Raw genomic sequence first — 25,683 nt, forward strand, 5'->3', positions numbered from 1 at the left:
CGCTCGTACGTTTCGCTTGTCCGTGCGACGCCGCAGCCAGTAATGTTCGGCCATGCGTCACGCTCGGCAGCTACAGGCCCAGCGACGCGGGGGCGACATAGCCGGCCCGGCATGGCCCTCGATCGTCGCCACCACCACGTCCCTCACAGGCGCGGCCGCGGGTATCGCGACCACGCTCGCCTGGAGTGATCCGTTCCATCTCCGGCTCGGCGTCGGCATGGCCGCCGCCGGCGGCCTCTTCTCCTCGGTGGCGATGTTCGCCGCGCGCCGCGATCGTGCGACCCGCCGCGAGCTGGTCGCCACCATGCGCGAGGACCACGCCGCCGAGCTGCGGTACGAGACCACGCGCCGGGACAAGCAGATCGCGGACCTCAAGACCGACGCGCTGGCCGCCGAGGAGACCGTGGTCCTGTTCGAGGAGCGGGCCAAGGAGGAGCAGCTGCGCGCGGACGCCTCCGAGGCGGCGCGCGTGCGGGCCGAGCACGACCTCGCGGTGCTCTCGGCGTGGGTCCAGCAGACCACGGCCGCGGCCGAGCTGACCCGCTCGGCGGTGCGGTCGTTCGCGCAGGTGCAGCCCTTCGAGCCGGCGCAGCAGTTCGAGCCGGTGTCGGTGCACGACCACGCCTTCGCGAGCTACCAGGCGGCGCGCACGGGGGCCTACGAGCTCGAATACAACCCGGGGTACGCGGCGCAGCACGCCGCCTACGACCCGGTGCCGGTGTACGAGACCGAGTACGCGGGTTACGCGGACTACACGGACTACACGGACTACACCGAGTTCATGGACTACGGCAGCGGAAACGGCGCCGCTTTCGACGCGGCACCCGGCATGACCCCCGGCACCGAGATCGACCTGCGGCCCGCCGCCGCGGTCCCGGTCCGTATGCAGGAACCGCAGCTGCCCGCCGAGATCCCGGCCCAGCTGCCCCCGGCCGAGGCCCGGCCGCTGCGCTCGGCGGTCCTGGCGGTCCGGGACGAGGTCGGCTTCGACGTCGCCGCCGAGGTCGACGGCCCGGGCCAGGACCCGTACACGGTCCCCGGCGTGGTCATGCCCCGCCAGCGCGAGGACGGACGGCCCGCGGCGCTCCCGTCGGCCCGCCCCGTGCCCCCGGAGCGCCTGTACCGGCCGTACCTCGCCGCGGACCAGGGCACGACGTCGAACGCGGCCCCGGTGGACCTGACGATGTACGACGAGACGCAGCAGATGGCGAAGATCGAGCACCGGCAGACCGGGACCGCCTGAGGTTCCTCAACCGGTTCCTCAATATGCTGAGGTTTCCCGGAAAAGGCCCCGCCGACGTCGGCGGGGCCTTTTCGTCGTCCGGCGGCGGGTTTCCTGTTACTTGGGAGTCCCCCGCGCGCCATGTTCACCGGGCTCTTACTCGGCTCTTGCTTGCTTGGCTCTCACTTGTCGATGTCCCCGACCACGAAGAACATCGACCCCAGGATCGCGACCATGTCCGCCACCAGATGCCCGGGCAGCACCTCGGCCAGCACCTGGATGTTGTTGAACGAGGCCGAGCGCAGCTTGAGCCGCCACGGGGTCTTGTCGCCGTGCGAGACCAGGAAGTAGCCGTTGATGCCCAGCGGGTTCTCGGTCCAGGCGTAGGTGTGGCCCTCCGGCACCTTCAGGATCTTCGGCAGGCGCTGGTTGATCGGGCCGACCGGCAGCGTGTCCAGCTTGTCGGCGCAGGCCTGCGCGATGTCCAGGGAGTTGTACGCCTGCTCCAGCAGCACCTCGAAGCGGGCCAGGCAGTCGCCGCCGCGGCCGGTGACGACCTTGAGCTTGTCGCGCACCTCCGGCTCGCCGTAGGCCAGGTACGGGTCGTCGCGGCGCAGGTCGAAGTCGACGCCGGAGGCGCGGGCGATCGGGCCGGAGACGCCGTAGGCCGCGATCTGCTCACGAGTCAGGACCCCGACGCCGCGGGTGCGGGCCCGGAAGATCTCGTTGCCGGTGATCAGCCGGTCGATGTCGGACATCCGGCCGCGCACCTTGGCGATCGCGGCGCGGACCCGGTCGGTCCAGCCCAGCGGCAGCTCCTCCTTCAGACCGCCGACCCGGTTGAACATGAAGTGCATGCGGCCGCCGGAGATCTCCTCCATCACCGCCTGGATCTCCTCGCGCTCGCGGAAGGCGTAGAAGATCGGCGTGATCGCGCCCAGCTCCAGCGGGTAGGAGCCGAGGAACATCAGGTGGTTGAGGATCCGGTTCAGCTCGGCCAGCAGGGTCCGGGCCCAGGTGGCGCGCTCGGGGACCTCCATGCCGAGCATGCGCTCGACGGCCAGCACCACGCCGAGCTCGCTGGCGAACGCCGAGAGCCAGTCGTGCCGGTTGGCCAGCACGATGATCTGGCGGTAGTCGCGCACCTCGAACAGCTTCTCGGCGCCGCGGTGCATGTAGCCGATGACCGGGTCGGCCGAGACGATGCGCTCCCCGTCCAGGACCAGCCGCAGGCGCAGCACGCCGTGCGTGGCCGGGTGCTGCGGGCCGATGTTGAGCACCATGTCGGTGGTCTCCAGGCCCGTTCCGGTGCCCGCGACGCGCTCGGTCAGCTGCTGGGAGGTCATGCCGGTCATTGTGCCAGGCGCCCTGGCCGCGGCCGTGCGGCGACCGGCGGGCGGGCGGTGAGCAGGTGGCGGGCAGTCTGTGAGCAGGCGTTGGACGGGCTCTGAGCTTGCGCCGATCACGGTTCGGTGACGACGTGGGACGGATGGGCAACGTGCGACGCTTCTCTGCGTCTATGTGGTGGGAGGCCCGTGCGACGGGCCGCGGGGTGGTCAGGGGTCGAAGATGAGACGAAGGCTTCGCGCTGTGGCGGCGGGCCTGATGGTGGTCGTGGCGGGGTCGGCCACGACGGCGGCGTTCGCGGACGGATCGGGCCCGGTGGCCACGTCCCCGGGCACGCCGCAGACGCAGACAGTGACGGGAGTCGCGGTCAACGGCGTGGAGCTGTCGATGACGGCCCCGGCGCAGCTGCCGCTGGACCTGCCGGGCCAGCAGCTGCCCGAGCGCGAGGTCGACGTCACGGTCAAGGACGTCGGCGGCCAGGGCTACACCGGCACGGTGACCACGACCCTGTCGGCCGACGGCGCCGGCGCCTCGGCCGCCACGCTCCGGGTCGACCACTACGACCTGCCGAGCAGCGCCTGGCAGACGCAGACCGTGCCGACGGGGCAGTCCTCGTTCGGGGTGACGGACAACGTCACCGTCCCGGCCAACGGCACACAGGTCGTGAAGGTCCGGTTGTCGCCGGGCACCGCGGCGCTCGACGACGTGAAGGTGAACGTGGCGGCCAACGGCGCGACGGCGGTCGCGACGATGCCGGTGGCCGGACCGTCGTTCCAGGCCTCCGGGCTGACCGGCACGGCGCGCGCGGGCGCCTCGACGGTGCTCACCGCCAAGCTGACCAACCCGACGGACGTCAACCTCGCGGGCATCCCGGTGAAGCTGCTGCTGTGCTCCTCGGGCTCCGCCGGCTGCGTCGCGCACGCCAGCGATGTGAAGGTCGAGGTGCAGACCGGCGGACCCTGGCACACCGTCACGGTGTCGGACGCCACGTCGACGACGCCGATGGCGGCGACGGTGCTGCCGGGGCTGGCGCTGCCGGCCGGCGGCACGGCGCAGTTCTCGGTGCGCGTGACGATCGGGGCCGGGGCCTTCGGGGCGCAGGGTTCCTCGGGTTCGTCGGGTACGCCGGGCTCGTCGGCCACGACCGGCCAGCCCTCGGGCCCGCCGACCTCCGTGGCACCGCCGGCCCAGCCGATGACGGTCCCGCTGGTCCTCGCCCCGGTCGGGCTGACCCTCACCGGCCAGCCGAACGTCTCCGGCGCGCTCACGGTCCAGCCGCCGCCGCAGCCGACCCCCACGACGCCGTCGAGCACGCCGAGCACCTCGGCGACCTCCGCGACGCCGACCCCGACCCCCTCGACGACGCCGACGTCGGTCGACACCCCCACCGACACCCCGACGGCCACGCCGACCCCGGGCCCTCTGGTCACCACGGAGGTGGCGAGCACGCCCGGCGCCACGTCGTCGAGCAGCCCGACGGTGCTGGTCGCGGCCGGGCTGCTCGCCGTATGCCTGGCACTGGTGCTGTGGTGGGTGCTGATGAAGCGCCGGGAGCGGATCGCGCGCGCCGACGGCGGGGCGGGTGACGTGCCGCTAGGGCATGACGAGGCGGAGCAGCATGGGGACGGGCAGCATTAGGGGCCGCTGAACCGGGTTCGTTGATTCGGCTATGGCTCGGGGTTCGTCCCGGCCTGCCGAGCGCCGCAGCAGAGCACGAACATGGCGAGGCCGGACCGAACCCTCGGCCCGGCCACGCCGGACCGGCGGCCACCGCCCCATGGCGGCCGCCGGTCGTCTGCGGGCGCGCTACAGGCCGCGCTTGGCCAGCTCCTCCAACAGGTTGTGCTTGCGCGCGTTGGCGGCGCGCAGTGCCTCGATGTAGGCCACGGCCTCGGACTTGCGGTGCAGCCGCTGGTACGCGGCCTTCAGGTGCTGGAGATACCGCGCGGCCTCGGCGTAGTCGCGCCGGTTCCGGGCCGCGATGCGTGCCTCTATGTGCTTCTTGTAGACGGGGATGGCGCTCGCCGGGTCGGTCAGGGCCCGGACGTCGGCCAGCCGCAGCTCCGTGTCGTTGACGTCGGCCCCCGGCGTGACCAGCTCGTCGACCCGGGCGGCGAGGTGGCGCCGCAGGTCGTGGTCGTCGTGCGCGCAGTCCAGCAGCAGGTTGATGAGGTCCTCGCGGTCCAGGATCCCCAGCAGCCGCCGCAGGCCCGCGATCTCCCGCTGCGCCGCCACGAACTCCGCGCTCCGCGTCTTGGTGACCGGCCCGTCCAGGTAGACCAGCCCGACCGCGACGCAGTGCCGACAGAAATCCCCGATCATCCCGCGCGGGCAGTCGCAGGAGTAGTCCAGACCGGCCGGCCGCCGGTCCAGCCGCACCTGCCAGGGCTCGGAACCGTAGACGGTCGCGGTGATCTCCGCCCCCGAGGTCCCGAGACTGTCGACGGCCGGGACGGAGGCTACCCCCCGCTGATAGGCGCGCGGCCCGGCCAACCGCTCCAGATCCTTCTTGCTGAAGAATGCTGTCATACACACATTCTAGCGAGCGGGTCTGACAAAGTCGGGGCGCAATCGGACTCTCTATCCCAAACACGGGTGGCGAAACCCGTGCGTGCGGATCGTTGTCGAGGCGTTATGCGGACCCTGCGATGGCAGGTCCGTGGCTACTGCACAGGCGTCACACGGACGGCCCGCCACAGACCGCGACCACCTGCGCGGCGGTGACGGTCGGGCCCGGCGGACGCTCCGCGTCGGTGGGCTGGTCGTTGCCGATGCCGACGCTGAGGGTCCCGTCTGCGGCCGGCGCCGCGATCCCGAGCTCGACCCACTCCCCGGCGTGCGAGGCGCCGGACATCGGGAACTGGCCGCCGCGTCCGGCCGTCGAGTAGTCGCCGAAGGCCAGGTTGGCCGGGCCGGTTGCGTTGTAGGCGAACAGAGCACATTCGGAGACGGCCGGGCCAGGGGTGAAGGTCCACGTGACGGTGGCGGTCGCGGTCTGGCCGGGAGCCACGGTCGGGACGACGAGATCGGCGTCGCCACAGCCGCCGAACGCCGCACCTCCGTGCGCCGGATCGGGGGACCAGCCGGTCGACGCGGACAGCGAGTGGCCGACGCCGTCCGGGCATCCGGGTCCTGCGATCGCCGTCCAGGGACCGCCGGCGGACCAGGGCGCTGATGACGCGGGGATCTGCAGGCTCTCGAACCACGCGAGGTTCGCGCCGAGCAGCCGTCCGGAGTAGCCGACGAGGGTGCGGGGGAGCGGCGGAGGCTGGCCGGGGATGGCTGACGCGGACCGGGGCGAGGTTGTGTTCGGCACGCTGGTCGAGGGATGCGATCGGGTGGTGATCGACGGCTGCGATGTGCTGGCGCGCGCCGGGGGAGCGGCGGCCGAACCACTGTTGGTCGCCAGGGCCAGGGCGACGGCTGCCGCCGCCACCAGGCCTCCGGCCGTTGTCGCGATGACCAGGCCGGTTCTTGGTCGTCGATCGGATGGCGGGAAAACGATGTTCTGGCGTGATTCCGTTTCCGGCTTCTCGGGGATGAACACGGTGGTGCCGTCGATCACGTTGTGTTCGGCGGGAGCCTCGGGCTGTGCTGCTGCCTCGTTTTCGCTTCGATCCGCCTCGGTTACGTCGATCGCCTCTTGTGCTGGCTTCTTCCGTTGCTCCTCCGCAGGAACGTCGTCCGGCTCCTGTCTCTGGACCTGATCTTGTCGGCTGTATTCGGCGAACTCTGCGGCCAACTCCGCTGCCGTCGGCCGCCCCTCGGCTTCCTTCGTCAGGCACCGCAGGACGACCTCCCGCAACTCCTCGGGCATCGAGACGAGATCCGGTTCGGCGTGCACCGTGCGGTACATCAATGTCGTGGGGGAGCCGTCCCAGAACGGACTCGTGCCCGCCGTCGCGTAGACCAGGCACGCGCCGAGCGCGAAGACGTCCACCGGCGGCCCGGTCTCGTGCCCCTCGATCTGTTCCGGCGCCATGTAGCCGGGGGTGCCGTGCAAGCCGCCGGTGGTGTTGAGCACAGCCAGGTCGGCGGCGCGCGCGATGCCGAAGTCGATGATGCGCGGGCCGTCCGGGGCCAGCAGGATGTTCGAGGGCTTCAGGTCGCGGTGGACCAGGCCCGCGGCGTGGATCGCGGCCAGCGCCTCGGCCAGGCGGGCGATCAGCGTGCCGGCGTTCTCGACGGTGAGCGACCCGAACCGCGGCACCTGCTGCGCCAGCGTCCAGCAGCGGAAGTACTCCGTCGCCAGCCACGGCGGATCGGCCAGCACGTCGGCGTCGACGACGCGTGCGGTGTGCCGGCCCGGGACGCGGCGGGCGGCGGCGACCTCGCGGATGAAGCGGGCGCGGAACTCCTCGTGCTCGGCCAGCCCGGCGTGCACCCGCTTCAGCGCCACCTCGCGGCCGGCGTCGTCGCGCGCCAGGTAGGCCACACCCATGCCGCCGGCGCCCAGCCGGCCGACGAGCGTGTAGCCGCCGACGCGCTCGGGGTCGCGCGGCCGCAGCGGCTCGGGCTCCGGCGGGTACAGGAACCCGGCAGCCAGCGAGGACTGCGGTCCGAACGTCCAGACGTTCGTTGCCTCCGTACCCACCACGCGCGCCACCTCCCGTGGCGGGAGCTTAAAAGGGTTTCAGCATCTTGAGAAGGTCAGCAGCCAGCCGAACCCGCCGAGGCCGGCGGGGTCGGTGAGCTCGGCGGCGGACGAGGCCCGGCTCAGGCCCCGGAGATAGCCGAGGGGATCGGAGGAGGCCAGGGCCAGATCGGGGCGCGCGCCGGAGATGCCCAGGTCGTGGAGGATCTCGCGCTGGGTGGTGAGCACGGTCTCCACGTCCGGGCCGAGGGTGGCGGCGCAGGCGTCGAGGGCCACGTGCGCGGTGATGTCGCAGGTGCCGTCCGGGACCGCGGGGACCTGGTGGCCGTCGCGGTAGCCGGTGAGCGTGCCGAAGCGGGGGCGGTCGGCGGCGGTGTGGGAGTAGTCGACGGCGACGGCGAGGCCGCGGTCGAGCCGGTCCACGGCGGAGCGCCAGGCCGCGTCGCGGTCCAGGCCGATCTCGGCGCGGGTGCCCGAAGAGTCGCTGATCTCGGTTCTATCGCCCGCGGAATCGCCGATCGGCCACCACCGCCCCAGCCACTCCCGCTGCGCCGCGTCCGGCACCGCCGCCAACCGCTCCGTCCCGCTCCCCGGCTCCACCTCCACGATCCGCGCGACCCCGTCCGGCCCGACCTCCGCGACGTCGCACACCACGTTGTCCAGCCACTCGTTCGCCAGCAGCAGCCCGACCACGCCGCTCGGCGCCGTCCCGCTCCACTCCACCGCCGCCGGCAGCCCCTCGGGCCGCGGCCCGAGGTCCACCGCCACCGTCCGCAGCCGCCCCGCGACGTCCGGCGCCTCGGCCGCCAGCCACCGCACCACCCCGGCCGCCAGCTCGCCGCGGCCGGCCGCCATGTCGACGAAGTCCAGCCGCGCCGGCGCGCCGAGCCGCCGGTCCACCCGCAGCAGCAGCCGGCCGACCGCCTCGGCGAACACCGGGTTGTGCGCCGAGGTGCGGAAGTGCGCGGCGGGTCCGGCCCCCGGCCTGCGGTAGAAGCCGTCCGGGCCGTAGAGGGCCTGGTCCATCGCCGTGCGCCAGGTCAGCCATTCCGTCACGGCGGCCACGCTACCGCCCAGGTCATGCGACCTGAGGATGACCGCCGGATCATCCCGCGGCGCCATGTCCGGACGGCCGGTGCGCGCCTACGCTGAAAACGTGTCTCGCGTCTACGCCTGGATCCAGCGCCACCCGAAGCTGATCGACGGCATCCCGGCCCTGATCCTGCTGCTGATCGGGATCGCCGCGCTGGCCGCGTCGGACGTCGGCTCCGGGGTGCGCAAGGTCCTGGTCGCGCCGCTGATGGTGGCGGCCATCGTGCCGCTCGTCTTCCGGCGCCGGTGGCCGCGGGGCACGTTCGCCGTCGCCGCGGTGGCGGCCTTCCTGAGCTTCTTCACCCTGGCGGCCGCCTTCAACGCCGCCGACCTGGCGTACCCGATCTACCTCTACACGGTCGCGGCCTACTGCCAGCGGCGCTGGTCGATCCCGGCGATGGTGCTGACGTACCTCGGCGCGCTCGTGCAGTTCGGGCTGCTGCACATGTACAACGATCCGTCGTCCACGCCGTGTGACCAGGCCGGCGCGCCCCCGATGCAGAAGGCCTGCTACCAGCAGCAGGCGCCGTTCAACGCCAGCGACCACTTCAACTGGGTCACCTTCCTGTTCGTCGCGGTGTTCATCGCCGGGCTCGTCGGCCTGGCCTGGGTCGCCGGCGACTCCATGCGCTACCGCCGCGAGTACTACGTGCGTCTTGAGGACCGCGCCGAGCGTCTGGAGCGGGAGCGCGACGCGCAGGCCCAGATCGCCGCGGCCGCCGAGCGCGCGCGCATCGCCCGCGAACTGCACGACGTGGTCGCGCACAACGTCTCGGTCATGGTGGTCCAGGCCGACGGCGCGACGTACGCGATGGACCAGGACCCGGAGGCGGCGCGCAAGGCGCTGATGGCGATCGCCCAGACCGGCCGCACCGCGCTGACCGAGATGCGGCGGATGCTCGGCGTGCTGCGCTCGTCCGACGACGTCGGCACCTACGTGCCGCAGCCCGGCATCGAGCAGCTGGGCGACCTGCTCGAGCAGGTGCGCTCGACCGGGCTGCCGGTGTCCCTGACGGTGGAGGGAGTGCCCCGGGAGATGCCGACGGGCCTGGCGCTGGCGGTGTACCGGATCGTGCAGGAGTCGCTGACGAACACCCGCAAGCACGGCGGCCCGCAGGTGAAGGCCTCGGTGGCGATGATGTACACCGACGACTGCCTGGTGCTGCGCATCGTCGACAACGGCCGCGGCGACGCGGCCCCCGGCGACGGCATGGGGCACGGCCTGGTCGGCATGCGCGAGCGGGTCACGGTCTTCGGCGGCACACTCGTCACCGGCCCGCACGTCTCCGGCGGCTACGCTGTGGAGGCGATCCTGCCCTTCGCCGGCCCGGAGTCCGCCGACCGGAGCGAACCGCAGGCCGAGTCCCAGGAGTCGTGACGTTGAGCCAGAGCACGCCGGAACCGATGCATCGGCTGGACCGGACCGACCGGATCGACCGGCTGAACCGGCTGAACCGGCTGGACCGGATCGATCCGACAGACGCGACGCCGCAGCCCGCCGACGGGACGGCCCCCATCCGCATCGTCCTGGTCGACGACCAGGAACTGCTCCGCACCGGCTTCCGCATGGTCCTGAACAGCCAGCCCGACATGTCCGTGGTCGGCGAGGCCGGCGACGGCCAGGCGGCCCTGGACCTGCTGAGCACCCTGCCGGCCGACGTGGTCCTGATGGACGTCCGCATGCCCCGCCTGGACGGCGTCGCCGCCACCCGCGAGATCGTGAAGCGAGGCGAGCGCCCCCGCGTCCTGATGCTCACCACCTTCGACCTCGACGAGTACGCCTTCACGGCGCTCAAGGCCGGAGCCAGCGGCTTCCTCCTGAAAGACGTCCCACCCCCGGACCTCCTGGCCGCCATCCGCGCCGTCCACAGCGGCGAGGCCGTGGTGGCGCCCTCCACGACCCGCAGACTGCTGGACAAGTTCGCCCCGATGCTCCCGTCGGAGAGCGAACCGGCCCCGCCGGAACTGAACGTCCTGACCGAGCGCGAGCACGAGGTGCTGCTGCTGGTCGCCCAGGGGATGTCGAACGCGGAGATCGCCGGAAAGCTGTTCCTGTCCGAGGCGACGGTGAAGACGCACGTCGGGCGGATCCTGATGAAGCTCGGCCTGCGCGACCGGGTGCAGGCGGTGGTGCTGGCTTACGAGACGGGGCTGGTCAAGGCTCGGGGGCGGTAGGGCTTGCTCGGGGCGTGACAATGCTCTGAATGGGTGAATGCTGCTGTTGTCGGCGCGGTGATTCGCTGGTTTGTGCACACTGGGTATTGGCAGATTAACTACCCGTATCCGGAGGTACGCTGTGAGTGTGACCGCAGAGCCGCTGCGCCCCACGCATGCCGGGCCGTATGTCGCTGAAGACCTGGATCGGATCCCTGATCTGCCTCCTCACACGGAGCTGATCGACGGGAACCTGATCTTTGTGAGCCCCCAGGCGTTCTTCCACCTTCTGGCCATCAACGCCATCAACAGCGCTTTGGAGCGGACGGTGCCGCCGGATCTGTTGGTGGCGGACCGGATGACAGTGAGACTCGACGATAAGAACCGAGTCGAACCCGATGTCCTGGTTGTCGACAACGCTGCGCTGGGCAGCATCCTCCAGACCAGCTTCGGGGCGGTCGACGTACTGCTGGTCGTCGAGGTCATCTCGCCCGAGTCGAGGACCCGCGACCGCAAGGAGAAACCGGGCAAGTATGCCGCCGCCGGGATCCCGCATTTTTGGATTGTCGACAACATCGGTGAGAAGACCGTGGTCGAGGTCTTCAAGCTCGACCAGGACCTTGGCTCCTACGAACTCGTGGGTCGATTCGACGGGGCTTTCGAGCTCCAAGAGCCATTCCCGGTGGCGCTGGACCTCTGGGAAATCGACAAGCGTCGCAGCTAGTCGCGTCCCAGAGGTCCCGGACGCCTACTCGATCCCCAGTGCCTGCTTGATCGGATCCAGCGCGAAGTACACCACGAAGAACAACGCCACGATCCACATCAGCCAGTTCACGTCCCGCGCCTTGCCGAGCACCACCTTCAGCACGCAGAACAGGATGAAGCCGGCCCCGATCCCGTTCGTGATCGAGTAGGTGAACGGCATCAGCGCGATCGTCAGGAACGCCGGGACCGCGATCTCCCAGTCGTCCCAGTTGATGTCCTTCGCCTGCGTCATCATCAGGAAGCCGACCGCGACCAGCGCCGGGGCCGCGGCCTGGGACGGCACGATGGTCAGCACCGGGGTCAGGAACGCCGCCAGGAACAGCAGCGCTCCGGTGACGATGTTCGCCAGCCCTGTGCGCGCGCCCTCGCCGACGCCGGCGGCCGACTCCACGAAGCACGTGTTCGACGATGCCGAGCCCGCGCCGCCGGCGGAGGCGGCCAGGCCGTCGATGAACAGGACGCGGCCGATGCTCGGCAGCCGGCCCTCCTCGTCGAGCAGGCCCGCCTCGCCGCTGATGCCGATGATGGTGCCCATCGCGTCGAAGAAGTCGGCCAGGATCAGGGTGAAGACGAACACGATCGCCGTCATCACGCCCGCGTGGTGGAAGCCGCCGAACAGGCTGAACTTGCCCAGCAGGCCGAAGTCGGGGTGCGCCACGATGCCGTGCGGGACCTTCGGGGCGATGGTGCCCCAGGCCTCGTCGGGGACCGTGGCGATCTTGTTCACCACGATCGCCAGGACCGTGGTGCCGACGATGGAGATCAGCAGGCCGCCGGGGACCTTGCGGACCAGCAGGCACAGGGTCAGCAGCACGCCGATGCAGAACACGAACATCGGCCAGCCCTTGAGCGTGCCGCCCGCCCCGAGGGTGACCGGGGTGCCCGCGCCCTTGCCGACGAAGCCAGCGTCGACCAGGCCGATGAAGGCGATGAACAGGCCGATGCCGACGCCGATGGCCTTCTTCAGGGCCAGCGGGATGGCGTCCATGATCTTCTGCCGCAGTCCCGTGACCACCAGCAGGCAGATGCCCAGGCCCTCCAACACGACCAGGCCCATCGCGTCCGGCCAGGACATGGTCGGAGCCAGGGTGAAGGCCACGACGCCGTTCAGGCCGAGCCCGGCCGCGATGGCCAGCGGCAGGTTGCCGCCGACGCCCATGATCAGCGTCATCACGCCGGCCACCACCGCGGTGGAGGTGACCAGCTGGGTGTGGTTCAGGACGTGGCCGAACTTGTCCTTGGCGCCGCCCAGGATGATCGGGTTCAGCACCAGGATGTAGGCCATGGTGAAGAACGTGGCGAGCCCGCCGCGGGCCTCACGGACGTATGAGGATCCCCGCTCGTGCACCTTGAAGACGCGTTCCAGGACGCCCACCCCGCCGGGACCGCCTGCGCTTCCCGTCTGAACTGACAAGCTCCCACTCCTCGCCTGGTGAAATGTGCCGCCGTTACGGAGATCCGTGCCGTCGATATCCTGTCCACATGACAACCCAGGGCCGCAGGCGCCGAGCGGAGGAACCGGAGGGCACGCCGGAGCGTGACTCTTCCGGGCGCACCGCCCAAAGAGGCCGCGCCGGCCGGCCCAAACTGGAGCCGATGCAGATCAACGAGCCAAAGGTTATCTGGATCGGTATCGGCCTGTGGGCTGCCGCTTTCCTCATCTTGTTGCCTTTTCGTAAAACTCTGATCTCCGACGGCCACGGCTGGTGGCTCTACACCCCCCTGGCCGGGGCCGGACTCGGGATGCTGGGCCTGCCGATGGTCGGGCGCCGCAAGGCGGTCATGCGGCGGGAGACCGAGCACGGCCGCCAGGTCGGGCACGAGGAGCCCGCCGGACGGGAGCGCAAGGGGCGGGGGCGGGGACGCGACAAGGGGCGCGACAGCAGCCGGGACAGCAGTCGCGACGCCCGCGAATCCGCCCGCGACTCCGGCCGGGACAACGCCCGCGACGCCAGCTGGGAAACCAACCGCGACACCGGTCGAGACACCGGCCGAGACACCAACCGCGGCCGAGGTCGTCGCTGATCCGAGCCCCGCACAGCCCCATCGGGATCGGCTCATCGGATCGTAGGACCATACGCTTTCTTCGTGACCTTGGCAGCCGCTGAGTCGTTGATCGTGCGTGATCGCCCCCTTATCGGTCCCCTATAGAGACGTCAGCGCCTCGGAACTGTCGTGGTCCCTGGAGGCCCCCGACCAGCCGCCCTTACACAGCGACAGACACCCGGTCGGCAGCCTCGACGTCGAAGTCCGCATCCTCGGCGCCTCGCACCAGATCCTGGTCCGTACCGCCGACCGCGGCCGCCTGGTCTGCCGCGAGACCGTCGCCTGCCGCGAGGCCGCCCCGGGCCCGCTGCCGATGGCCATCGAGCGCGAACTCGACGACGGCTATCACTACGAGGTCCGCTGCGACGTCCGCGAGGTCGACGCCGGCCACTTCCCGGCCTGGGCCTCAGCGCTGCGCGACTACGTCGGCGCCCTCCCCGAGGCCACCATCGCGGTCTTCCCGGCGATCCCCGACGCCATCACCGCCGTGGTCGTCGAACCGCTCCCGGCCCGGCTGCACGGAGTGCTGTGGCGCACCTGGCACACCTACCCGCACGCCGGGGGCGGCGGGGACGTGGTCGCCACCAGGACGGTCCTCTACCTGGCACCCCCCTCTGGTGGCGCCGGAGGGGGCATGCCAGGCTTGAGGCCATGACGACGGCCTTGATTACCGGGGCGACGGCCGGCATCGGTGCCGCGTTCGCCCGCCGTTTCGCGGCGGCCCGCTATGACCTGGTGCTCGTGGCCCGCAACGTCGAGCGCCTGGAGAACGCCGCCGCCGAGCTCAGCCTGCTGGGCGCCGGCAAGGTGGAGGTGCTCTCCGCCGACCTGGGCACCGTGGACGGCCGCGCGCTGGTCGAGGACCGCCTGGCCGATCCGCTGCGCGGGATCGACGTGCTGGTCAACAACGCCGGCTTCGGCCAGGGCAGCGCCTTCCTGTCGCATCCGGTCGAGGACGAGGAAGCCATGCTCGACGTGCTGGTGCGCGCCGTGCTGCGGCTGACCCGCGCCGCGCTGCCGGGCATGATCGAGCGCGGCAAGGGCGCGATCATCAACGTCTCCTCGGTCGCCGGCTTCGTGCCGCGCGGCACGTACAGCTCCGCCAAGGCCTGGGTCACCAACTTCAGCGAGTCCGTCGCCGCCGAGGTGCACGGCACCGGCGTGCGGGTGGTCGCGGTCTGCCCCGGGTTCACCCACACCGAGTTCCACGAGCGCGCGGACATCGACACCGGCGACATCCCGGGGTGGATGTGGCTGGAGGCCGACGAGATCGTCGAGGGGGCCCTGCGGGACCTGCGGCGCGGAGTTCCGGTGAGCGTGCCGAGCATGCAGTACAAGGCGATCACCGCGGTCGCCAAGCTCGTCCCCCGGAATCTGGTCACCAAGGTCAGCCGCGGGATGTCCAAGCGCTGGTAACGTGCCACCAGGCACGCGGTCCGCACGATGGCGGGCACGCGGGTGACTTCCCGGCGAGGGGGTGGGTACGCGATGGCGTTCGAGGTCGAGGTGCCAGTGCGGCACAGGACTATGTGGCTGGCGTTCACCGATCCCGAGAAGATGGCGCGCGCCGTGCCCGGGCTGACCGTCGACGCGGTGCACGCGGTGCCCCCGGCCGACGGGCCCGAGGGCGTCGCCGGGGACGTGGTGGCCGGCCGGTTGAAGCTGCGCGTGGGCTCCGGCGCCGGGGCCGCTATCACCTACCGCGGCACCGCGTGCATAGCGGGTGCCGAGGCGCACAAGGGGACGCTGGACATCGCCGTGGACGCCGCCCAGGCGCGCGGGAACGGTGCGCTGGCCGGGTATCTCCGGGTCACACTGGTCCAGGCCGGGGAGGCCGGCGATCGGACCCTGGTCACGGTGGTTCCGGAGCTGGAGCTCTCCGGGCGCGCTCTGGAGTTCACCCAGGAGGACTGGCACGGCGCCGTCGAGGCGTTGGGCGCGGCCTGGATCGACGTGCTGGCCGGGCAGTTCGGTGAGGGTTCTGCGGCGGAGGCGGCGGAGGTGCCTCGGGTGCCCCAAGTGCCCGAGGTGACTGAGCCTGCTGATTTGTCCGAGGCGGCCACACCGGCAGAGGCGACCGAGTCAGCTGTGGCGACCGAGTCGGCCGTGGCGGAGCCGTCGAATAAAGAACTGGAATCCGAATCGGAATCCGACAAGATCACCAATGCCGGGATCCCCGCGGTCTCCCCGGCCGCGGCGCCGTCGAACGAATCGCTCTCGGACGAATCGCTTTCCGAAGACCCGTTGGCCGCGGTCTGGAACGGCCGATACGAGAAGAACCGCTGGCTCCCGCTGATCACGGCTCTGGCATTGTTCCTGCTGATCAAGCGCAGGCGGCGCCACCGCGCCGACAAGCCGGGCGCGGATTCATCATTTAGGATGGAATAGCCCTCAGATAGCTGCCTTGAGTAGACCTCGGCTCGTACATTGGCGCGCAAGTCGGTACATCACACCGGATGCCTGGAAGCCGGGCGGACCCCGCGCGGCGGCCAGTGACGCAGCAGCACGATCGAGGAGCACCAGCAGCATGTACGTCGAGGGATGGAACGTCCACCGGGTCATCCGGCCCGCCCGCCTCGCCAACGCCGTCGTCGAGCGGCTGCTGCTGCGCATACTGGAGGGCGAGTTCCCGCCGGGCACGGATCTGCCCCCGGAGGCGGCGCTCGCGGCCGAGTTCGCGGTCAGCCGCACCATCCTGCGCGAGGCGCTCAAGGCTCTGGAGGAGAAGCGCGTCCTGCGCATCCGCCACGGCCGCGGCACCACCGTCCGCCCCAAGGCCGAGTGGAACCTGCTCGACCCGCTGGTGCTGAGCGTGCAGCTGGAGTACGAATCCTCCCCGGAGCTGGTCGCCGAGCTCGGCGAGGTCCGCACGGCCCTGCTCACGCTGATGGCCGAGCTGGCCGCCCGCCGCATCCACCCGCCCCAGCGCGAACAGCTGGCCGCGGCCCTGGAGCGGATGCGCGCCGCCGCCGAGGACCCGGGCCCGTTCCACGACGCGGCCATGGCCTTCACCCGCACCCTGGCCGAGGCCGCCGGCAACGAGGTGGCGCGCTGCGTCATCGAGACGATCGACGTGCCCTACGGCGGCCAGGAGGACAACCCGGCCAAGCTCGTCGAGACGATGAAGCTCCGCCTGCTCCTGGCCGAGGCGGCGCACGCCACGGTCGCGGCGGGCCCGGGCGCCCCGGCCGGCTCGCTGCCGGTCCCGGCCCCGGCCTCGGCGGCCGCGGCACCGGGCCAGCAGGTCCCGGCCCCCGCGACCGCCCCCGGCGCGCAGCCGCTGCGCCAGGGACAGGTCGCGACGGTCCCGCTGAACCGGCACGGCGTGCGGACGCCGATGCAGCAGTCGGCCCGGGTGTAGGCAGGCAAGCCCTCCTGCTGATTCGGGGGATTCCCGTGAAGAGCGCGCATATGGCCCCGCCGGATTGAGAGATCCTGCGGGGCCTTCGTGCTGTCTGCGCGTGCTATCTGTTTGACTGCGTTGTGTGTTTGACCGCGCTACGTGCCCGGCCGTGCTACCTGCGCGACAACAACCGCCGCAGCTCTACGGGAGTGCTGCCGACGTGGTCGCGCACCGTCCGAGTCAGATGCGCCTGGTCGGCGAAGCCGAGGTCGTGCGCGAGGTCCGCCAGCGCCGTCTCCCCGTCGGTGAGCCGGTCCATGACGCGGCCGACGCGCACCCTGTTGCGGAAGCGCGTCAACGACGTACCGGTTTGCCGCGAGAAGACGCGGCTGAGACGGAACGGCGAGACTCCCAAGAGCTCCGCGAGGCCGCACAGCGTCGCCGATTCAGGGACGTCGGCCAGGATCGCCTCACGCGCCGCCGCCGCTAATACGCCGTCCCCGATCACGGATTTCGTTGCGTATCCGGCAGCCAGTGCGACAAGCCTAAGGAGTTCTTCGGCGGCGGCGTAGTCCGCATCTCCTGTAGAGGCCGCCACTAGTAGCCGCCTATGTGCCAACTCAATGCGCGCGTCTACATATACGACGCTCCCTACAGGGAGCCGCCCCCAGAGATCTCTGGAGAATCCCACTGATGTGCAGACATCCCCGCCTGCCGGATGCGCGAAGCGCTCCTCTTCTCCGGGAGTCGCCACATAGGCGGTCGTGCGGTCCACATCGGTCTCGACTCCGTTGGTCCAGCGCCGGAACCGTCCTTTACGGATCAACACCAGACGGTGCGTCTGGTGCTCCTCAGAGCTCGACCACGCCGGACCCCCACCGAGGCAGTCGACCTCGTGCACCGAGAACTCGGGCCGTACTGCGAGGGTCGTGGCGGTCTGCACATCACCGACGCTACGCGCCGGGACCGACAGGAGCGCGTCCGCAAGAATCTTCAATACGGCCCCGGTCTGTGCGGCGCATCCTCTCCCCATGAACGCACCACTGACCCTCACCACGATCATGTTCGACAGCGCCGATCCGGTGGCTCTCGCCGCCTTCTACAGCGCCGCCACCGGCTGGCCGATCACCGACACCGACGAGACCTTCGTCTACGTCGGCGAAGGCCCGGTCCACCTCGCCTTCCAGAAGGTCGCCGACTACCAGCCCCCGGCCTGGCCCGACCCCGCCAAGCACGCCCACCTGGACTTCACCGCCGCCGACAAGGCCCAGGCGATCCAGGACCTGCTGGCCGCCGGCGCGAAGCAGCCGGAGTTCCAGCCCGGCGGCGAGCGCTGGACGGTCCTCACCGACCCCGAGGGGCATCCCTTCTGCGTCGCCGCAGCGTGATACCCCTGCGACGCCCCTGAGGACTGCCCGATAACGTTCGGGCAGTCGAGGGGGAGGGGCGATCTCATGAGGCCGATGCTGTTGATCGATGTGGCCGGACCTCTGAATCCGTACGCAGCGAAACCGACGCAGCGTCCCGAGGGCTATACGACGCACCGCTTCTTACCGCCGAGCTGGGCCGAGGAACGCAAGATCCTGCTGACCCTCCTGGGGATGCCCGACGAGAAGGTCAAACCACTGCGGGTCTGGCTCAACCCCGACCACGGCCCGGCCCTGGCCGCGCTGCCCTTCACCCTGGTCTGGGCCACCACCTGGGAGCACGAGGCGAACGAGTACATCGGCCCGGTCCTCGGCCTGCCCGAACTGCCGGTCATCGCCTGGCCCGAGGACCGCGTCGAGCCGGCGGACGGGGTCTACTGGAAGACGCCCGAGATCGTGGCGTGGGCGGACGGCCGTCCGTTCGCGTGGATCGACGACGAGATCACCGACGCGGACCGGGTCTGGGTCAGCGACTGGCACGACGGCCCCGCGCTGTTGCGCCGGATAGACCCGGCGATCGGCCTGACGACCGAGGACTTCGAAGCGTTGGCCGCCTGGGCCGAGTCGATGGGCACAGACTCTGCAGACGGACGCTAAAGCTCTGCAGACGGACACTAAAGCGAATCGGCCCTGCGGGATCTCTATAGCGAATCCCACAGGGCCGTCTCTGCGACCGTCTTTCCACTCGGTCAAACAGCGCTCCACATCCGCTGCTGGGCCGGCGCCGCCTGAGGCTGCGGCGCGTCCCCGTGTCGGCCGGCCAGCAGCAGTGCCCGCGCCAGGCACACCGCGGCACCTGTGCTCAGCAGTGCCCGTGCGATGTTCCAGGCGTTCCACGTGTCCTCGAACCGTGCCCGCACGGCCGCCGGGTCGGCGATCTTCGCGGCGGCGCCGGCGTTGGCCAACTGGTTGTTCAGCGGAATGTTGACGGCCATCGTGGTGAGCAGGCCGATCGTATAGAGCACCAGGCCGGCGGCGATCCAGAGGCGGAGCCGGCGGTCGTGGCGGTAGGTGCGCAGGGCCCAGGCCGACAGGACGAGGGCGCCGAAGAAGCTCAGGAAGAACACCGGGTTCTCGATCTTCTTGTTGATGTTCTGCATCGCCTCGATGAAGGTCCGGTCGGTGGAGGCACCGAGTCCCAGCATCACCGAGCAGGCGAAGGCGTAGTAGACGCCGGCGATGAGGCCGGTCACGACCGTCGCGGCGGCCAGGATGCCGCTGCCGGACACACGCGTCTTCATTTCCAGGCTCCGTTCTCGGCTGCGGTGCGGGCGTACTCTGCGAAGTCGCGCGGCGGTCGGCCTATAGCGCGCTGCACTCCGTCGGCCACATAGGCGTTGCGGCCGTCCAACACCTCGCTGAAGAGGTACGCGAGGATCTCGATCACTTCCGGCGCCTCTCCCGCTTCCGCGAGGAACGCGGTGAAGGCCTCCAGGGGAACCGACGTATACGTGACTTGCCGTCCTGAGGACTCCGCTATAGCGCTGACCGCCTCCGCGAACGTCAGCAGACGCGGTCCGGTCACCTCGTAGATCTGGCCGTGGTGTCCGTCCTCCGTGAGCGCGGCGACCGCGACGTCGGCGATGTCGTCGACGTCGATGAACGGCTCCCGCATGTCGTCGACCGGCAGGACCACCTCCCCGGACATCACCGCGTCGTAGAAGGCGCCCTCGGAGAAGTTCTGCGCGAAGAAGCTGGCGCGGACCACTGTCCATTCCAGTCCCGACTCCGCGACGACCTCCTCGGCGCGCTGTGCCTCCGCTTCACCGCGACCGGACAGCAGCACCACGTGCCGCACTCCGGCCTGTCGGGCCGCCGCGGTGAACTCTGCGATCGTCTCGGGCGCCCCCGGCACGGCTATGTCCGGGAAGAAGGACACGTAGACGCTCGTGACGTCCTGCAGCACGGCCGGCCACCCCGCGGGGTCGTCCCAGTCGAACGCCGGGCTCGCCGAGCGGGAACCACGCCGGACGTTCGCGCCGGCGGCCTCCAGGCGGTCGGCCACCCGCCGTCCGGTCTTGCCGGACGCGCCGAGGACGAGGATCGGAGAGTTTTCCGGGCTCTGGCCCGGGCTCTGGTTCGGGCTTGCGTTCCTGTTCGTGTTCTCGTTCATGACTCCAGTACAGCGGCCAGGAGTGAGATCCAGAATGGTCCAGACTCCACGCTTCCATACGCGATCGTCTACAGTCGGAGGATGGACGTCATAGCCGGGTTGCTCAACGGGCCGCGTGCCGACGGTGCCTTCCTCCTGCGTTCGCTCCTCACTCCGCCCTGGTCGCTACGGGTCCAGGACGAGGCGCCGCTGACCCTGGTCGCGGTGATCTCGGGGACCGGCTGCGTGGTTCCGGACGAGGGTGTGCCGACCCGGCTGCACACCGGCGACCTGGCGATCTTGCGCGGCCCCGATCCGTATGTGTTCGCTGACGACCCCTCCACGGCGCCGCAGGCCGTCATCCATCCCGGCCAGCGCTGCACCACGCCCGACGGCGAGGAGCTCGGCGACTTGCGTACTCTCGGCACGCGCAGTTGGGGCAACGCCCCCGACGGCAGTACGGTCCTGGTCACCGGCACGTACCAGGTCCTCAGCGAGATCTGCGCGCCGCTGCTGTCCGCTCTCCCTCCGCTGGCCGTGCTGCGCGACGGGGAGTGTGACACTCCGCTGATCCCGCTGTTGGGTGACGAGGTGGCCCGCGACACCCCCGGCCAGGACGCGGTCCTGGACCGCCTCCTGGACCTGCTGACCGTGGTCGCGCTGCGCACGTGGCTGGCGCGTCCCGACGTGGAGACGCCTGCCTGGTACCGCGCGCAGGACGACCCGGTGGTCGGCACGGCGCTTCGCTTGATCCACGACGCTCCTGCGCAGCCGTGGACTGTCGCAGCGCTCGCCGACGCCGCGCACGTCTCCAGAGCCGCACTTGCGCGGCGCTTCACCACTGAGGTCGGGGAACCACCTATGGCCTACTTGGCGAACTGGCGGCTGGCGCTGTCCGCAGACCTACTGCGTGACCCCGCCGCGACGATCGCATCAGTGGCCGAACAAGTCGGGTACGGCAGTGCGTTCGCGCTAAGCGCAGCCTTCAAGCGGGTGCGCGGGATCAGCCCTAAGGAGCATCGGGAGCGGGCCATCCGAGAGGCAATGCCTGTGGCGGCAGTGCGACCCTGGCGCGTGGCTGTGTAAGTTCCGCCCTTAGAGGCGGCTGCCTCTAAGGGTTCTCTACCGGAGACTCACCGCCATGGCCTCTACAGCCAACAGCGGCGCCACATTCCTCTCCACGGCCTTCCGGCACGCCAGCACCGCTTCGATCCGCCTTAGCGTCGCTTCGGGTGTTCCCGCCGCAGCGACTTTACGTACGGCGGCGTACTGGTCGTCATGGATGGGCTCGGTGACGTCGCCACCCGCCCCGCCGATCGCGCCGAGCTGGACGGCGAGCACATCGCGGTAGAACGCCGCGAGGTCCACCAACGCCAGGTCCAGTGCGTCGCGCTGCATCCGGGTCGTGCGCTTCTTCTGCCGCGACTCCAGGTCCTTCAGCGCGCCGGCGGCGCCGGGCATCGCTTTGCGCGACCCCTCCTGGTAGCCCAGAGCGACGCGCATCTCCGCGGTCTCTATGACGTTCCGGTCCTCGGCTTCGCGCTTCGCCTCGGAGATGGTCGCGTCGACCAGCCTCTGCGCCGCGGACAACGCCGACCCTATGTCGGTCAGCGAGGACGCCAGCGCCAGGACCTCCGTGCGCTTCGCGCGCGCCTCGTCATCCGTCGCCAGCCGCTTAGCCCGCCCGATGTGCCCCTGCGCGGCGCGGGCGGCCTCGCGGGCGCGGATCGGGTCCACGCCGTCGCGCCGGACCAGGATCTCCGCGACCGCCGTCGAGGGCGGCGTGCGCAGCAGCAGGTGGCGGCAGCGGGAGCGGATCGTGGGCAGCATGTCGTCGCGGCCCGGGGCGCACAGGATCCACACCGTGCGCGGCGAGGGCTCCTCCACCGACTTCAGCAGGACGTTGCCGGCGGCCTCGGTGAGCCGGTCGGCGTCCTCGATCAGCAGCACCTGCCAGCGGCCCGAGGACGGGGTCATCGACGAGCGGCGCACCAGGCCGCGGGTGTCGGCCACGCCGATCGAGAGCTGGTCGGTGGCCAGCTGGAGCACGTCGGGGTGGGTGCCCTCCAGGACAGTCCGGCAGCCCAGGCAGTGCCCGCAGCCCGGCTCGCTCTCCGTCGTGCACTGCAACGCCGCCGCGAAGGCGCGCGCCGCCGTCGAGCGGCCGGAGCCCGGGGGGCCGGTCAGCAGCCAGGCGTGCGTCATGCCGTTGCCGAGCGCGGCCTGCGAGAGCTCGGCGCCGATGTGGTCCTGGCCGACCAGGTCGGTCCAGACGCCGTAGGGCTCGAACGGCGCGCCGCCGCTCACGCGTCGTCCCCGCCGTGCCGTGACGGCTGCCGGGCCCCGAACAGCTCGTCGGCCATGGAGAGCGCGTCCTGTTCCGGTTCCTCGTCGAACTCCGGCTTGGTGATGTAGTCCGGGACTTCCCATTCGCTGAGGACCGGCGGTGCGGAGATCTCCTCGGCTCGCGGTGTGGTGCTGGGGGGAGTCGGCTTAGGAGTCGGCGTGACGGCGCGCGTGGACGGTGCATACGAATCCATCGTCTGCTCCGGCCGGGTCGCCGGTCGGTCGGTCGGCGCGAGCCGCGAGGACAGCTCACTGGAGCCCGCGCCCTGAGCCCGCTCGCGCGCCGCGCGCTCGGCCTTGGCCGCTTCTTCCTCTAAGCGCCGCATGTTTTCCTGGCGCGCGAACTCCCGCGCGTCCTGCTCCCGCTGCGCCTGGTCCTGCTGTTCGGCTTCGGCCTCGGCGCGGCGGCGCTCGGCGTCGGAGAGCTCTGCCATCTGTACTGCGCGCTCCTGCGCAGCCTTGCGGCGCTCCTCCTCACGGCGTGCCGCTTCCTCGGTCATCTGCTGACGCGACAGGTGGATCCGGCCGTCCAGCCGTGCCTTGATCCGCCCGGAGATCTGCTCGATCGTCTCCAGGGCGTTGATCACGATGAACCGCTCCGGCTCGGCCGCGGCCAGCTCCAGATAGCGGTTGCGGACCCGGCGGTGGAAGTCCACGGACTCCAGCTCCAGCCGGTCGGCCGGGGTCTTGCGCCGCCGCGCCGCCTCGATCGGGTCCAGGTCCATCAGGACCGTGACGTCCGGCATCAGGCCCTGCGTGGCCCAGTGCGACAGCAGCTCGACCTCCCGGGCCGACAGCGCGCGGCCCGCGCCCTGATAGGCCAGCGAGGAGTCGACGTAGCGGTCGGTGATCACCACCGCGCCGCGCTCCAGGGCCGGCCGGACCACCCGCTCGACGTGGTCGGCGCGGTCCGCGGCGTAGATCAGGGCCTCGGCGCGCGGGGAGATGACGTCGGCGTTGTGCGCGTCCAGCACGATGTTCCGCAGCTTCGTGCCCAGCGGCGTCCCGCCCGGCTCGCGGGTCACCACGACCTCGTGGCCGCGCCCGCGCAGCCAGTCGGCCAGCAGGTCCAGCTGCGTGGACTTGCCGCTGCCGTCGCCGCCCTCGAAGGACAGGAAGGTACCGGTGTAGGTGTGCGCGGGCCTTTCGATCCCGGTGCCTTCCGGCAGCGGGTTCCCGTCGGCTCCGGCCGCCGGTCCGGAGGTGGTCCCCGACTCCGCCACGCCCCCGGCGCGCGTCGGAGCGGCGGTGCGCTTGAGCGCCGCCTTCAGTTCGTTCCGCAACGATTTCCCTGGCACGTCATCCATCATCCTGTACGCCACCCACCCGACGCCCATCGCCAGCAGTCCCGCGCCGAAAAGAGTGATGGCCGCGCCACCATAGGTGATAGATGCGCCGGGAACGCTAAGCGTGTGTGCCCCGAACATGCCGGCCACCGCCGGGGACACGGCCAGGATGAGGACCAGCGTCACCCGGATCAGGGACTGGACGAAGGCGAACGTCCGGCCGCGCAGCTCGTCGGCCACCTCGCGGCCCAGCATCGTCTGCCCGATGATCCACGCAGTCCCGCCGAGGAAGCCGATGACCAGCGCGCACAGCACGCTGATCAGCAGGACCGGCACCAGGGCGAACACGCAGAGGACCAGCCCCGCGGCGAAGATGACGGAGCCGAACAGCCGCTGCCGCGACACCCCGGCCAGCACCCGGGAGCCGGAGAACATCCCGGCGGCCAGGCCGAGGAAGACGGTGCCGAACAGGACTCCGTACGCCGCCTGGCCTGCGTGGAGATCGCCGACGTAGGTCCGGGCCAGCCCGACCACCGCGCCGCCGGCCGCGAAGGCCCCGGTTGTGCCGATGATCACACCGCGGATCCGCTTGTCCTCGCCGAGGTAGTGCCAGCCGTCGAACAGGGTGCGCAGTGGCGAGCGGGTGTCGGTGGTGTGGCGACGCTCTGCGGCGCGCTCTGTAGCGGACCGCGCAGGGATGCTCTTAAGGCGCGCAATCGTAAGAGCGGAGAACAGGAATGTAAGCGCATCGAAGTAGAGAGCGAGGCTGACCGGTTTGGCCGTGAAGAAGTTCCACTGGCTTGCGAGGCCCCTCGTGATCAGCGACAGCACGGTGAACACTCCCGCCGCGATGGGAGCGGTGCCGTAGGCGGTGAGCAGTGACACCTGGTTCGCGGGCTCCAGGAGCCGCGGCGGGACCAGGTTCGGGACCGTCGCCTCCTTGGCCGGGATCCAGAACATCGCCGCGATCTCGATCAGGAAGGTGGCCGTGAACAGCCACCACAGGCTGCCGACCAGCGGGATCGAAATGAAGAACAGGCAGCGAGCGCTGTCGCCGGCCACCATCGTCCAGCGCCGGTCCAGCCGGTCGGCGACCACCCCGGCGATCGGCCCGAACAACACGGCCGGGATCAGCCGGACCACGAAGACGCCAGCGACCGCATAGGAGCGGCCCGCATAGCCGCCTCCGGCCAGGGACACCGCCAGCGAGGACTGCGCCAGCAGCCCGAGCCAGTCCCCGAGGCTGGACAGCGACAGGGCCGTCCACAGCCGGCGGAAGTCGGGGATGGCGAGCACGTCGCGGATCCCGGCCGGTGATGACTCCATGCAACCACGGTAGTGCTCTGTGTTTTCGAACGGGGCGGTCGCGTGCCGTGGTTCGGCGGCGCGGGTGATTCTCCGTACCGCCGGACCACGGATATCCGACCTGCGGCCGGGTGCGGGTCGGCCCGCCGTCCCCGCCGCTTCACCAGGCGATGGCGCTCTGCATGTCGTACTGCCAGTAGGTGACGAACGCGGAGTTCTGGTCCACGACCGTGCCGTTGGGCAGGGGCAGCTTCAGGGAGCCGGGCAGGGAGCCGGACTGGTCCAGGGACTCCAGGAACACCTCGACCTGGGGCTCGACCTTGCCGGCGGAGCTGTCGGCGGCGGAGGTGCCGATGGAGGCGTAGGCCGACTGGCCCGGGTCGATGGTGACCACGGCCTGCGGCTTGCTGTCCTCGACGGCCTGGGTGACGGCCTGCTGGTCGGCGTCGAAGCGCAGGTCGGGGTAGTAGTACACGCTGCAGGCGGCGGTGCCGGTGTTGGTGACGGTGAGCAGGACGTGGTTGATGGGGCGGACGAGGGGCACAGTCTCCCCCTGCACATACCGATGCAGCGTCGAGGTCCCCACATGCAGCCGCTTCGCCAGGACCCCGTAACTCAGGCCCGACCGCTCCTTCAAATCGCTCAGCAGAGCGGCGAAACCCTC

24 protein-coding genes are annotated in these 25,683 nt (G+C 70.8%); 13 read left to right on the forward strand and 11 right to left on the reverse strand.

The window, feature by feature from the left end:
* Positions 1-52: 52 nt before the first annotated feature.
* Positions 53-1,243 carry a hypothetical protein gene (locus GWK61_RS23275; RefSeq protein WP_194911300.1) on the forward strand — a complete coding sequence of 397 codons (1,191 nt, stop codon included), beginning with the start codon at positions 53-55 and terminating at the stop codon, positions 1,241-1,243.
* Positions 1,244-1,404: 161 nt separating this feature from the next.
* Here the strand turns inward: GWK61_RS23275 and GWK61_RS23280 are convergent, their stop codons facing one another.
* Entirely contained in the window at positions 1,405-2,577 is a 1,173-nt protein-coding gene (locus GWK61_RS23280) for an NADH-quinone oxidoreductase subunit D (protein ID WP_194911301.1), read from the reverse strand.
* Between the two features lie 214 nt (positions 2,578-2,791).
* On the opposite strand from GWK61_RS23280, the gene GWK61_RS23285 reads away from it, so the two are divergent.
* A complete protein-coding gene (locus GWK61_RS23285) occupies positions 2,792-4,207 on the forward strand; it encodes a hypothetical protein (RefSeq protein ID WP_194911303.1) in 1,416 nt (471 codons plus the stop codon).
* A gap of 168 nt (positions 4,208-4,375) precedes the next feature.
* Here GWK61_RS23285 and GWK61_RS23290 read toward each other — a convergent pair whose 3' ends face one another.
* The 3 genes from GWK61_RS23290 to GWK61_RS23300 all read right to left on the reverse strand — a co-directional run bounded on the left by GWK61_RS23290 (position 4,376) and on the right by GWK61_RS23300 (position 8,189).
* Positions 4,376-5,098, reverse strand: coding sequence for an SWIM zinc finger family protein (locus tag GWK61_RS23290; RefSeq protein ID WP_194911305.1), 723 nt, complete (start codon positions 5,096-5,098; stop codon positions 4,376-4,378).
* A 148-nt stretch (positions 5,099-5,246) separates the two neighbouring features.
* A complete protein-coding gene (locus GWK61_RS23295) occupies positions 5,247-7,163 on the reverse strand; it encodes a protein kinase domain-containing protein (RefSeq protein ID WP_194911306.1) in 1,917 nt (638 codons plus the stop codon).
* A gap of 39 nt (positions 7,164-7,202) precedes the next feature.
* Positions 7,203-8,189: an SAM-dependent methyltransferase gene (locus tag GWK61_RS23300; protein ID WP_369125604.1), complete on the reverse strand. Its 987-nt coding sequence runs from the start codon at positions 8,187-8,189 to the stop codon at positions 7,203-7,205.
* 130 nt (positions 8,190-8,319) lie between these two features.
* Between GWK61_RS23300 and GWK61_RS59695 the strand changes: the two genes are divergently transcribed.
* The 3 genes from GWK61_RS59695 to GWK61_RS23315 all read left to right on the forward strand — a co-directional run bounded on the left by GWK61_RS59695 (position 8,320) and on the right by GWK61_RS23315 (position 11,133).
* Positions 8,320-9,633 carry a sensor histidine kinase gene (locus tag GWK61_RS59695; protein WP_323747712.1) on the forward strand — a complete coding sequence of 438 codons (1,314 nt, stop codon included), beginning with the start codon at positions 8,320-8,322 and terminating at the stop codon, positions 9,631-9,633.
* Between the two features lie 188 nt (positions 9,634-9,821).
* Positions 9,822-10,430, forward strand: coding sequence for a response regulator (locus GWK61_RS23310; RefSeq protein WP_438939780.1), 609 nt, complete (start codon positions 9,822-9,824; stop codon positions 10,428-10,430).
* Between the two features lie 127 nt (positions 10,431-10,557).
* Positions 10,558-11,133 carry a Uma2 family endonuclease gene (locus GWK61_RS23315; protein ID WP_194911309.1) on the forward strand — a complete coding sequence of 192 codons (576 nt, stop codon included), beginning with the start codon at positions 10,558-10,560 and terminating at the stop codon, positions 11,131-11,133.
* Positions 11,134-11,157: 24 nt separating this feature from the next.
* Here the strand turns inward: GWK61_RS23315 and GWK61_RS23320 are convergent, their stop codons facing one another.
* Complete coding sequence (locus GWK61_RS23320) at positions 11,158-12,588, reverse strand: NCS2 family permease (protein WP_228562812.1); 1,431 nt, start codon at positions 12,586-12,588, stop codon at positions 11,158-11,160.
* 182 nt (positions 12,589-12,770) lie between these two features.
* On the opposite strand from GWK61_RS23320, the gene GWK61_RS23325 reads away from it, so the two are divergent.
* The 5 genes from GWK61_RS23325 to GWK61_RS23345 all read left to right on the forward strand — a co-directional run bounded on the left by GWK61_RS23325 (position 12,771) and on the right by GWK61_RS23345 (position 16,581).
* Positions 12,771-13,199, forward strand: coding sequence for a hypothetical protein (locus tag GWK61_RS23325; protein WP_194911310.1), 429 nt, complete (start codon positions 12,771-12,773; stop codon positions 13,197-13,199).
* Positions 13,200-13,296: 97 nt separating this feature from the next.
* Positions 13,297-13,875 carry a DUF2617 family protein gene (locus tag GWK61_RS23330; RefSeq protein WP_194911311.1) on the forward strand — a complete coding sequence of 193 codons (579 nt, stop codon included), beginning with the start codon at positions 13,297-13,299 and terminating at the stop codon, positions 13,873-13,875.
* Positions 13,872-14,636: an SDR family NAD(P)-dependent oxidoreductase gene (locus GWK61_RS23335; RefSeq protein WP_194911312.1), complete on the forward strand. Its 765-nt coding sequence runs from the start codon at positions 13,872-13,874 to the stop codon at positions 14,634-14,636. Before GWK61_RS23330 ends, GWK61_RS23335 begins: the two co-directional genes overlap by 4 nt.
* Positions 14,637-14,708: 72 nt before the next feature.
* Positions 14,709-15,608 carry an SRPBCC family protein gene (locus GWK61_RS23340; protein ID WP_194911313.1) on the forward strand — a complete coding sequence of 300 codons (900 nt, stop codon included), beginning with the start codon at positions 14,709-14,711 and terminating at the stop codon, positions 15,606-15,608.
* A 139-nt stretch (positions 15,609-15,747) separates the two neighbouring features.
* On the forward strand, positions 15,748-16,581 hold the full coding sequence (locus GWK61_RS23345) for a FadR/GntR family transcriptional regulator (RefSeq protein WP_194911314.1): 834 nt from the start codon (positions 15,748-15,750) through the stop codon (positions 16,579-16,581).
* Positions 16,582-16,735: 154 nt separating this feature from the next.
* Here GWK61_RS23345 and GWK61_RS23350 read toward each other — a convergent pair whose 3' ends face one another.
* Complete coding sequence (locus GWK61_RS23350; protein WP_228562813.1) at positions 16,736-17,626, reverse strand: helix-turn-helix domain-containing protein; 891 nt, start codon at positions 17,624-17,626, stop codon at positions 16,736-16,738.
* Between GWK61_RS23350 and GWK61_RS23355 the strand changes: the two genes are divergently transcribed.
* Entirely contained in the window at positions 17,595-17,951 is a 357-nt protein-coding gene (locus tag GWK61_RS23355; RefSeq protein ID WP_194911316.1) for a VOC family protein, read from the forward strand. The two genes, GWK61_RS23350 and GWK61_RS23355, sit on opposite strands and share 32 nt — an antisense overlap.
* 75 nt (positions 17,952-18,026) lie before the next feature.
* On the forward strand, positions 18,027-18,587 hold the full coding sequence (locus GWK61_RS23360) for a hypothetical protein (protein WP_228562814.1): 561 nt from the start codon (positions 18,027-18,029) through the stop codon (positions 18,585-18,587).
* A 92-nt stretch (positions 18,588-18,679) separates the two neighbouring features.
* On the opposite strand, the gene GWK61_RS23365 is transcribed toward GWK61_RS23360, so the two are convergent.
* Together GWK61_RS23365 and GWK61_RS23370 are read right to left on the reverse strand one after the other, a co-directional pair.
* Positions 18,680-19,231 carry an anthrone oxygenase family protein gene (locus GWK61_RS23365; RefSeq protein ID WP_194911319.1) on the reverse strand — a complete coding sequence of 184 codons (552 nt, stop codon included), beginning with the start codon at positions 19,229-19,231 and terminating at the stop codon, positions 18,680-18,682.
* Entirely contained in the window at positions 19,228-20,103 is an 876-nt protein-coding gene (locus GWK61_RS23370; RefSeq protein ID WP_194911321.1) for an NmrA family NAD(P)-binding protein, read from the reverse strand. Before GWK61_RS23370 ends, GWK61_RS23365 begins: the two co-directional genes overlap by 4 nt.
* Before the next feature lie 81 nt (positions 20,104-20,184).
* Here GWK61_RS23370 and GWK61_RS23375 point away from each other — a divergent pair, with 81 nt between their 5' ends.
* The gene (locus GWK61_RS23375) at positions 20,185-21,168 is read left to right on the forward strand and encodes an AraC family transcriptional regulator (RefSeq protein WP_194911323.1); all 984 of its coding nucleotides are present in this window, start codon (positions 20,185-20,187) and stop codon (positions 21,166-21,168) included.
* A 36-nt stretch (positions 21,169-21,204) separates the two neighbouring features.
* On the opposite strand, the gene GWK61_RS23380 is transcribed toward GWK61_RS23375, so the two are convergent.
* The 3 genes from GWK61_RS23380 to GWK61_RS23390 form a co-directional block, all read right to left on the reverse strand.
* Positions 21,205-22,389: a DNA polymerase III subunit delta' gene (locus tag GWK61_RS23380; RefSeq protein WP_194911325.1), complete on the reverse strand. Its 1,185-nt coding sequence runs from the start codon at positions 22,387-22,389 to the stop codon at positions 21,205-21,207.
* Complete coding sequence (gene tmk / locus GWK61_RS23385) at positions 22,386-25,040, reverse strand: dTMP kinase (RefSeq protein ID WP_194911327.1); 2,655 nt, start codon at positions 25,038-25,040, stop codon at positions 22,386-22,388. Before tmk ends, GWK61_RS23380 begins: the two co-directional genes overlap by 4 nt.
* A 139-nt stretch (positions 25,041-25,179) precedes the next feature.
* Positions 25,180-25,683, reverse strand: a 504-nt coding sequence (locus GWK61_RS23390) for a DUF4232 domain-containing protein (RefSeq protein ID WP_194911329.1), incomplete at its 5' end; no start/stop codon positions are given.

The sequence above is a fragment of the Catenulispora rubra genome, from assembly GCF_015356825.1.
GTDB classification, from domain to species: Bacteria; Actinomycetota; Actinomycetes; order Streptomycetales; family Catenulisporaceae; genus Catenulispora; species Catenulispora rubra.

What these genes read in the sequence shown, in the direction of transcription:
- GWK61_RS23275 (WP_194911300.1), top strand. Translation starts at nt 53, where the DNA reads ATGCGTCACGCTCGGCAGCTACAGGCCCAGCGACGCGGGGGCGACATA.
- GWK61_RS23280 (WP_194911301.1), bottom strand. Translation starts at nt 2,577, where the DNA reads ATGACCGGCATGACCTCCCAGCAGCTGACCGAGCGCGTCGCGGGCACC.
- GWK61_RS23285 (WP_194911303.1), top strand. Translation starts at nt 2,792, where the DNA reads ATGAGACGAAGGCTTCGCGCTGTGGCGGCGGGCCTGATGGTGGTCGTG.
- GWK61_RS23290 (WP_194911305.1), bottom strand. Translation starts at nt 5,098, where the DNA reads ATGACAGCATTCTTCAGCAAGAAGGATCTGGAGCGGTTGGCCGGGCCG.
- GWK61_RS23300 (WP_369125604.1), bottom strand. Translation starts at nt 8,189, where the DNA reads ATGGACCAGGCCCTCTACGGCCCGGACGGCTTCTACCGCAGGCCGGGG.
- GWK61_RS23310 (WP_438939780.1), top strand. Translation starts at nt 9,822, where the DNA reads ATGGTCCTGAACAGCCAGCCCGACATGTCCGTGGTCGGCGAGGCCGGC.
- GWK61_RS23325 (WP_194911310.1), top strand. Translation starts at nt 12,771, where the DNA reads ATGCAGATCAACGAGCCAAAGGTTATCTGGATCGGTATCGGCCTGTGG.
- GWK61_RS23335 (WP_194911312.1), top strand. Translation starts at nt 13,872, where the DNA reads ATGACGACGGCCTTGATTACCGGGGCGACGGCCGGCATCGGTGCCGCG.
- GWK61_RS23340 (WP_194911313.1), top strand. Translation starts at nt 14,709, where the DNA reads ATGGCGTTCGAGGTCGAGGTGCCAGTGCGGCACAGGACTATGTGGCTG.
- GWK61_RS23345 (WP_194911314.1), top strand. Translation starts at nt 15,748, where the DNA reads ATGTACGTCGAGGGATGGAACGTCCACCGGGTCATCCGGCCCGCCCGC.
- GWK61_RS23355 (WP_194911316.1), top strand. Translation starts at nt 17,595, where the DNA reads ATGAACGCACCACTGACCCTCACCACGATCATGTTCGACAGCGCCGAT.
- GWK61_RS23350 (WP_228562813.1), bottom strand. Translation starts at nt 17,626, where the DNA reads ATGATCGTGGTGAGGGTCAGTGGTGCGTTCATGGGGAGAGGATGCGCC.
- GWK61_RS23360 (WP_228562814.1), top strand. Translation starts at nt 18,027, where the DNA reads ATGCTGTTGATCGATGTGGCCGGACCTCTGAATCCGTACGCAGCGAAA.
- GWK61_RS23365 (WP_194911319.1), bottom strand. Translation starts at nt 19,231, where the DNA reads ATGAAGACGCGTGTGTCCGGCAGCGGCATCCTGGCCGCCGCGACGGTC.
- GWK61_RS23370 (WP_194911321.1), bottom strand. Translation starts at nt 20,103, where the DNA reads ATGAACGAGAACACGAACAGGAACGCAAGCCCGAACCAGAGCCCGGGC.
- GWK61_RS23375 (WP_194911323.1), top strand. Translation starts at nt 20,185, where the DNA reads ATGGACGTCATAGCCGGGTTGCTCAACGGGCCGCGTGCCGACGGTGCC.
- tmk (WP_194911327.1), bottom strand. Translation starts at nt 25,040, where the DNA reads ATGGAGTCATCACCGGCCGGGATCCGCGACGTGCTCGCCATCCCCGAC.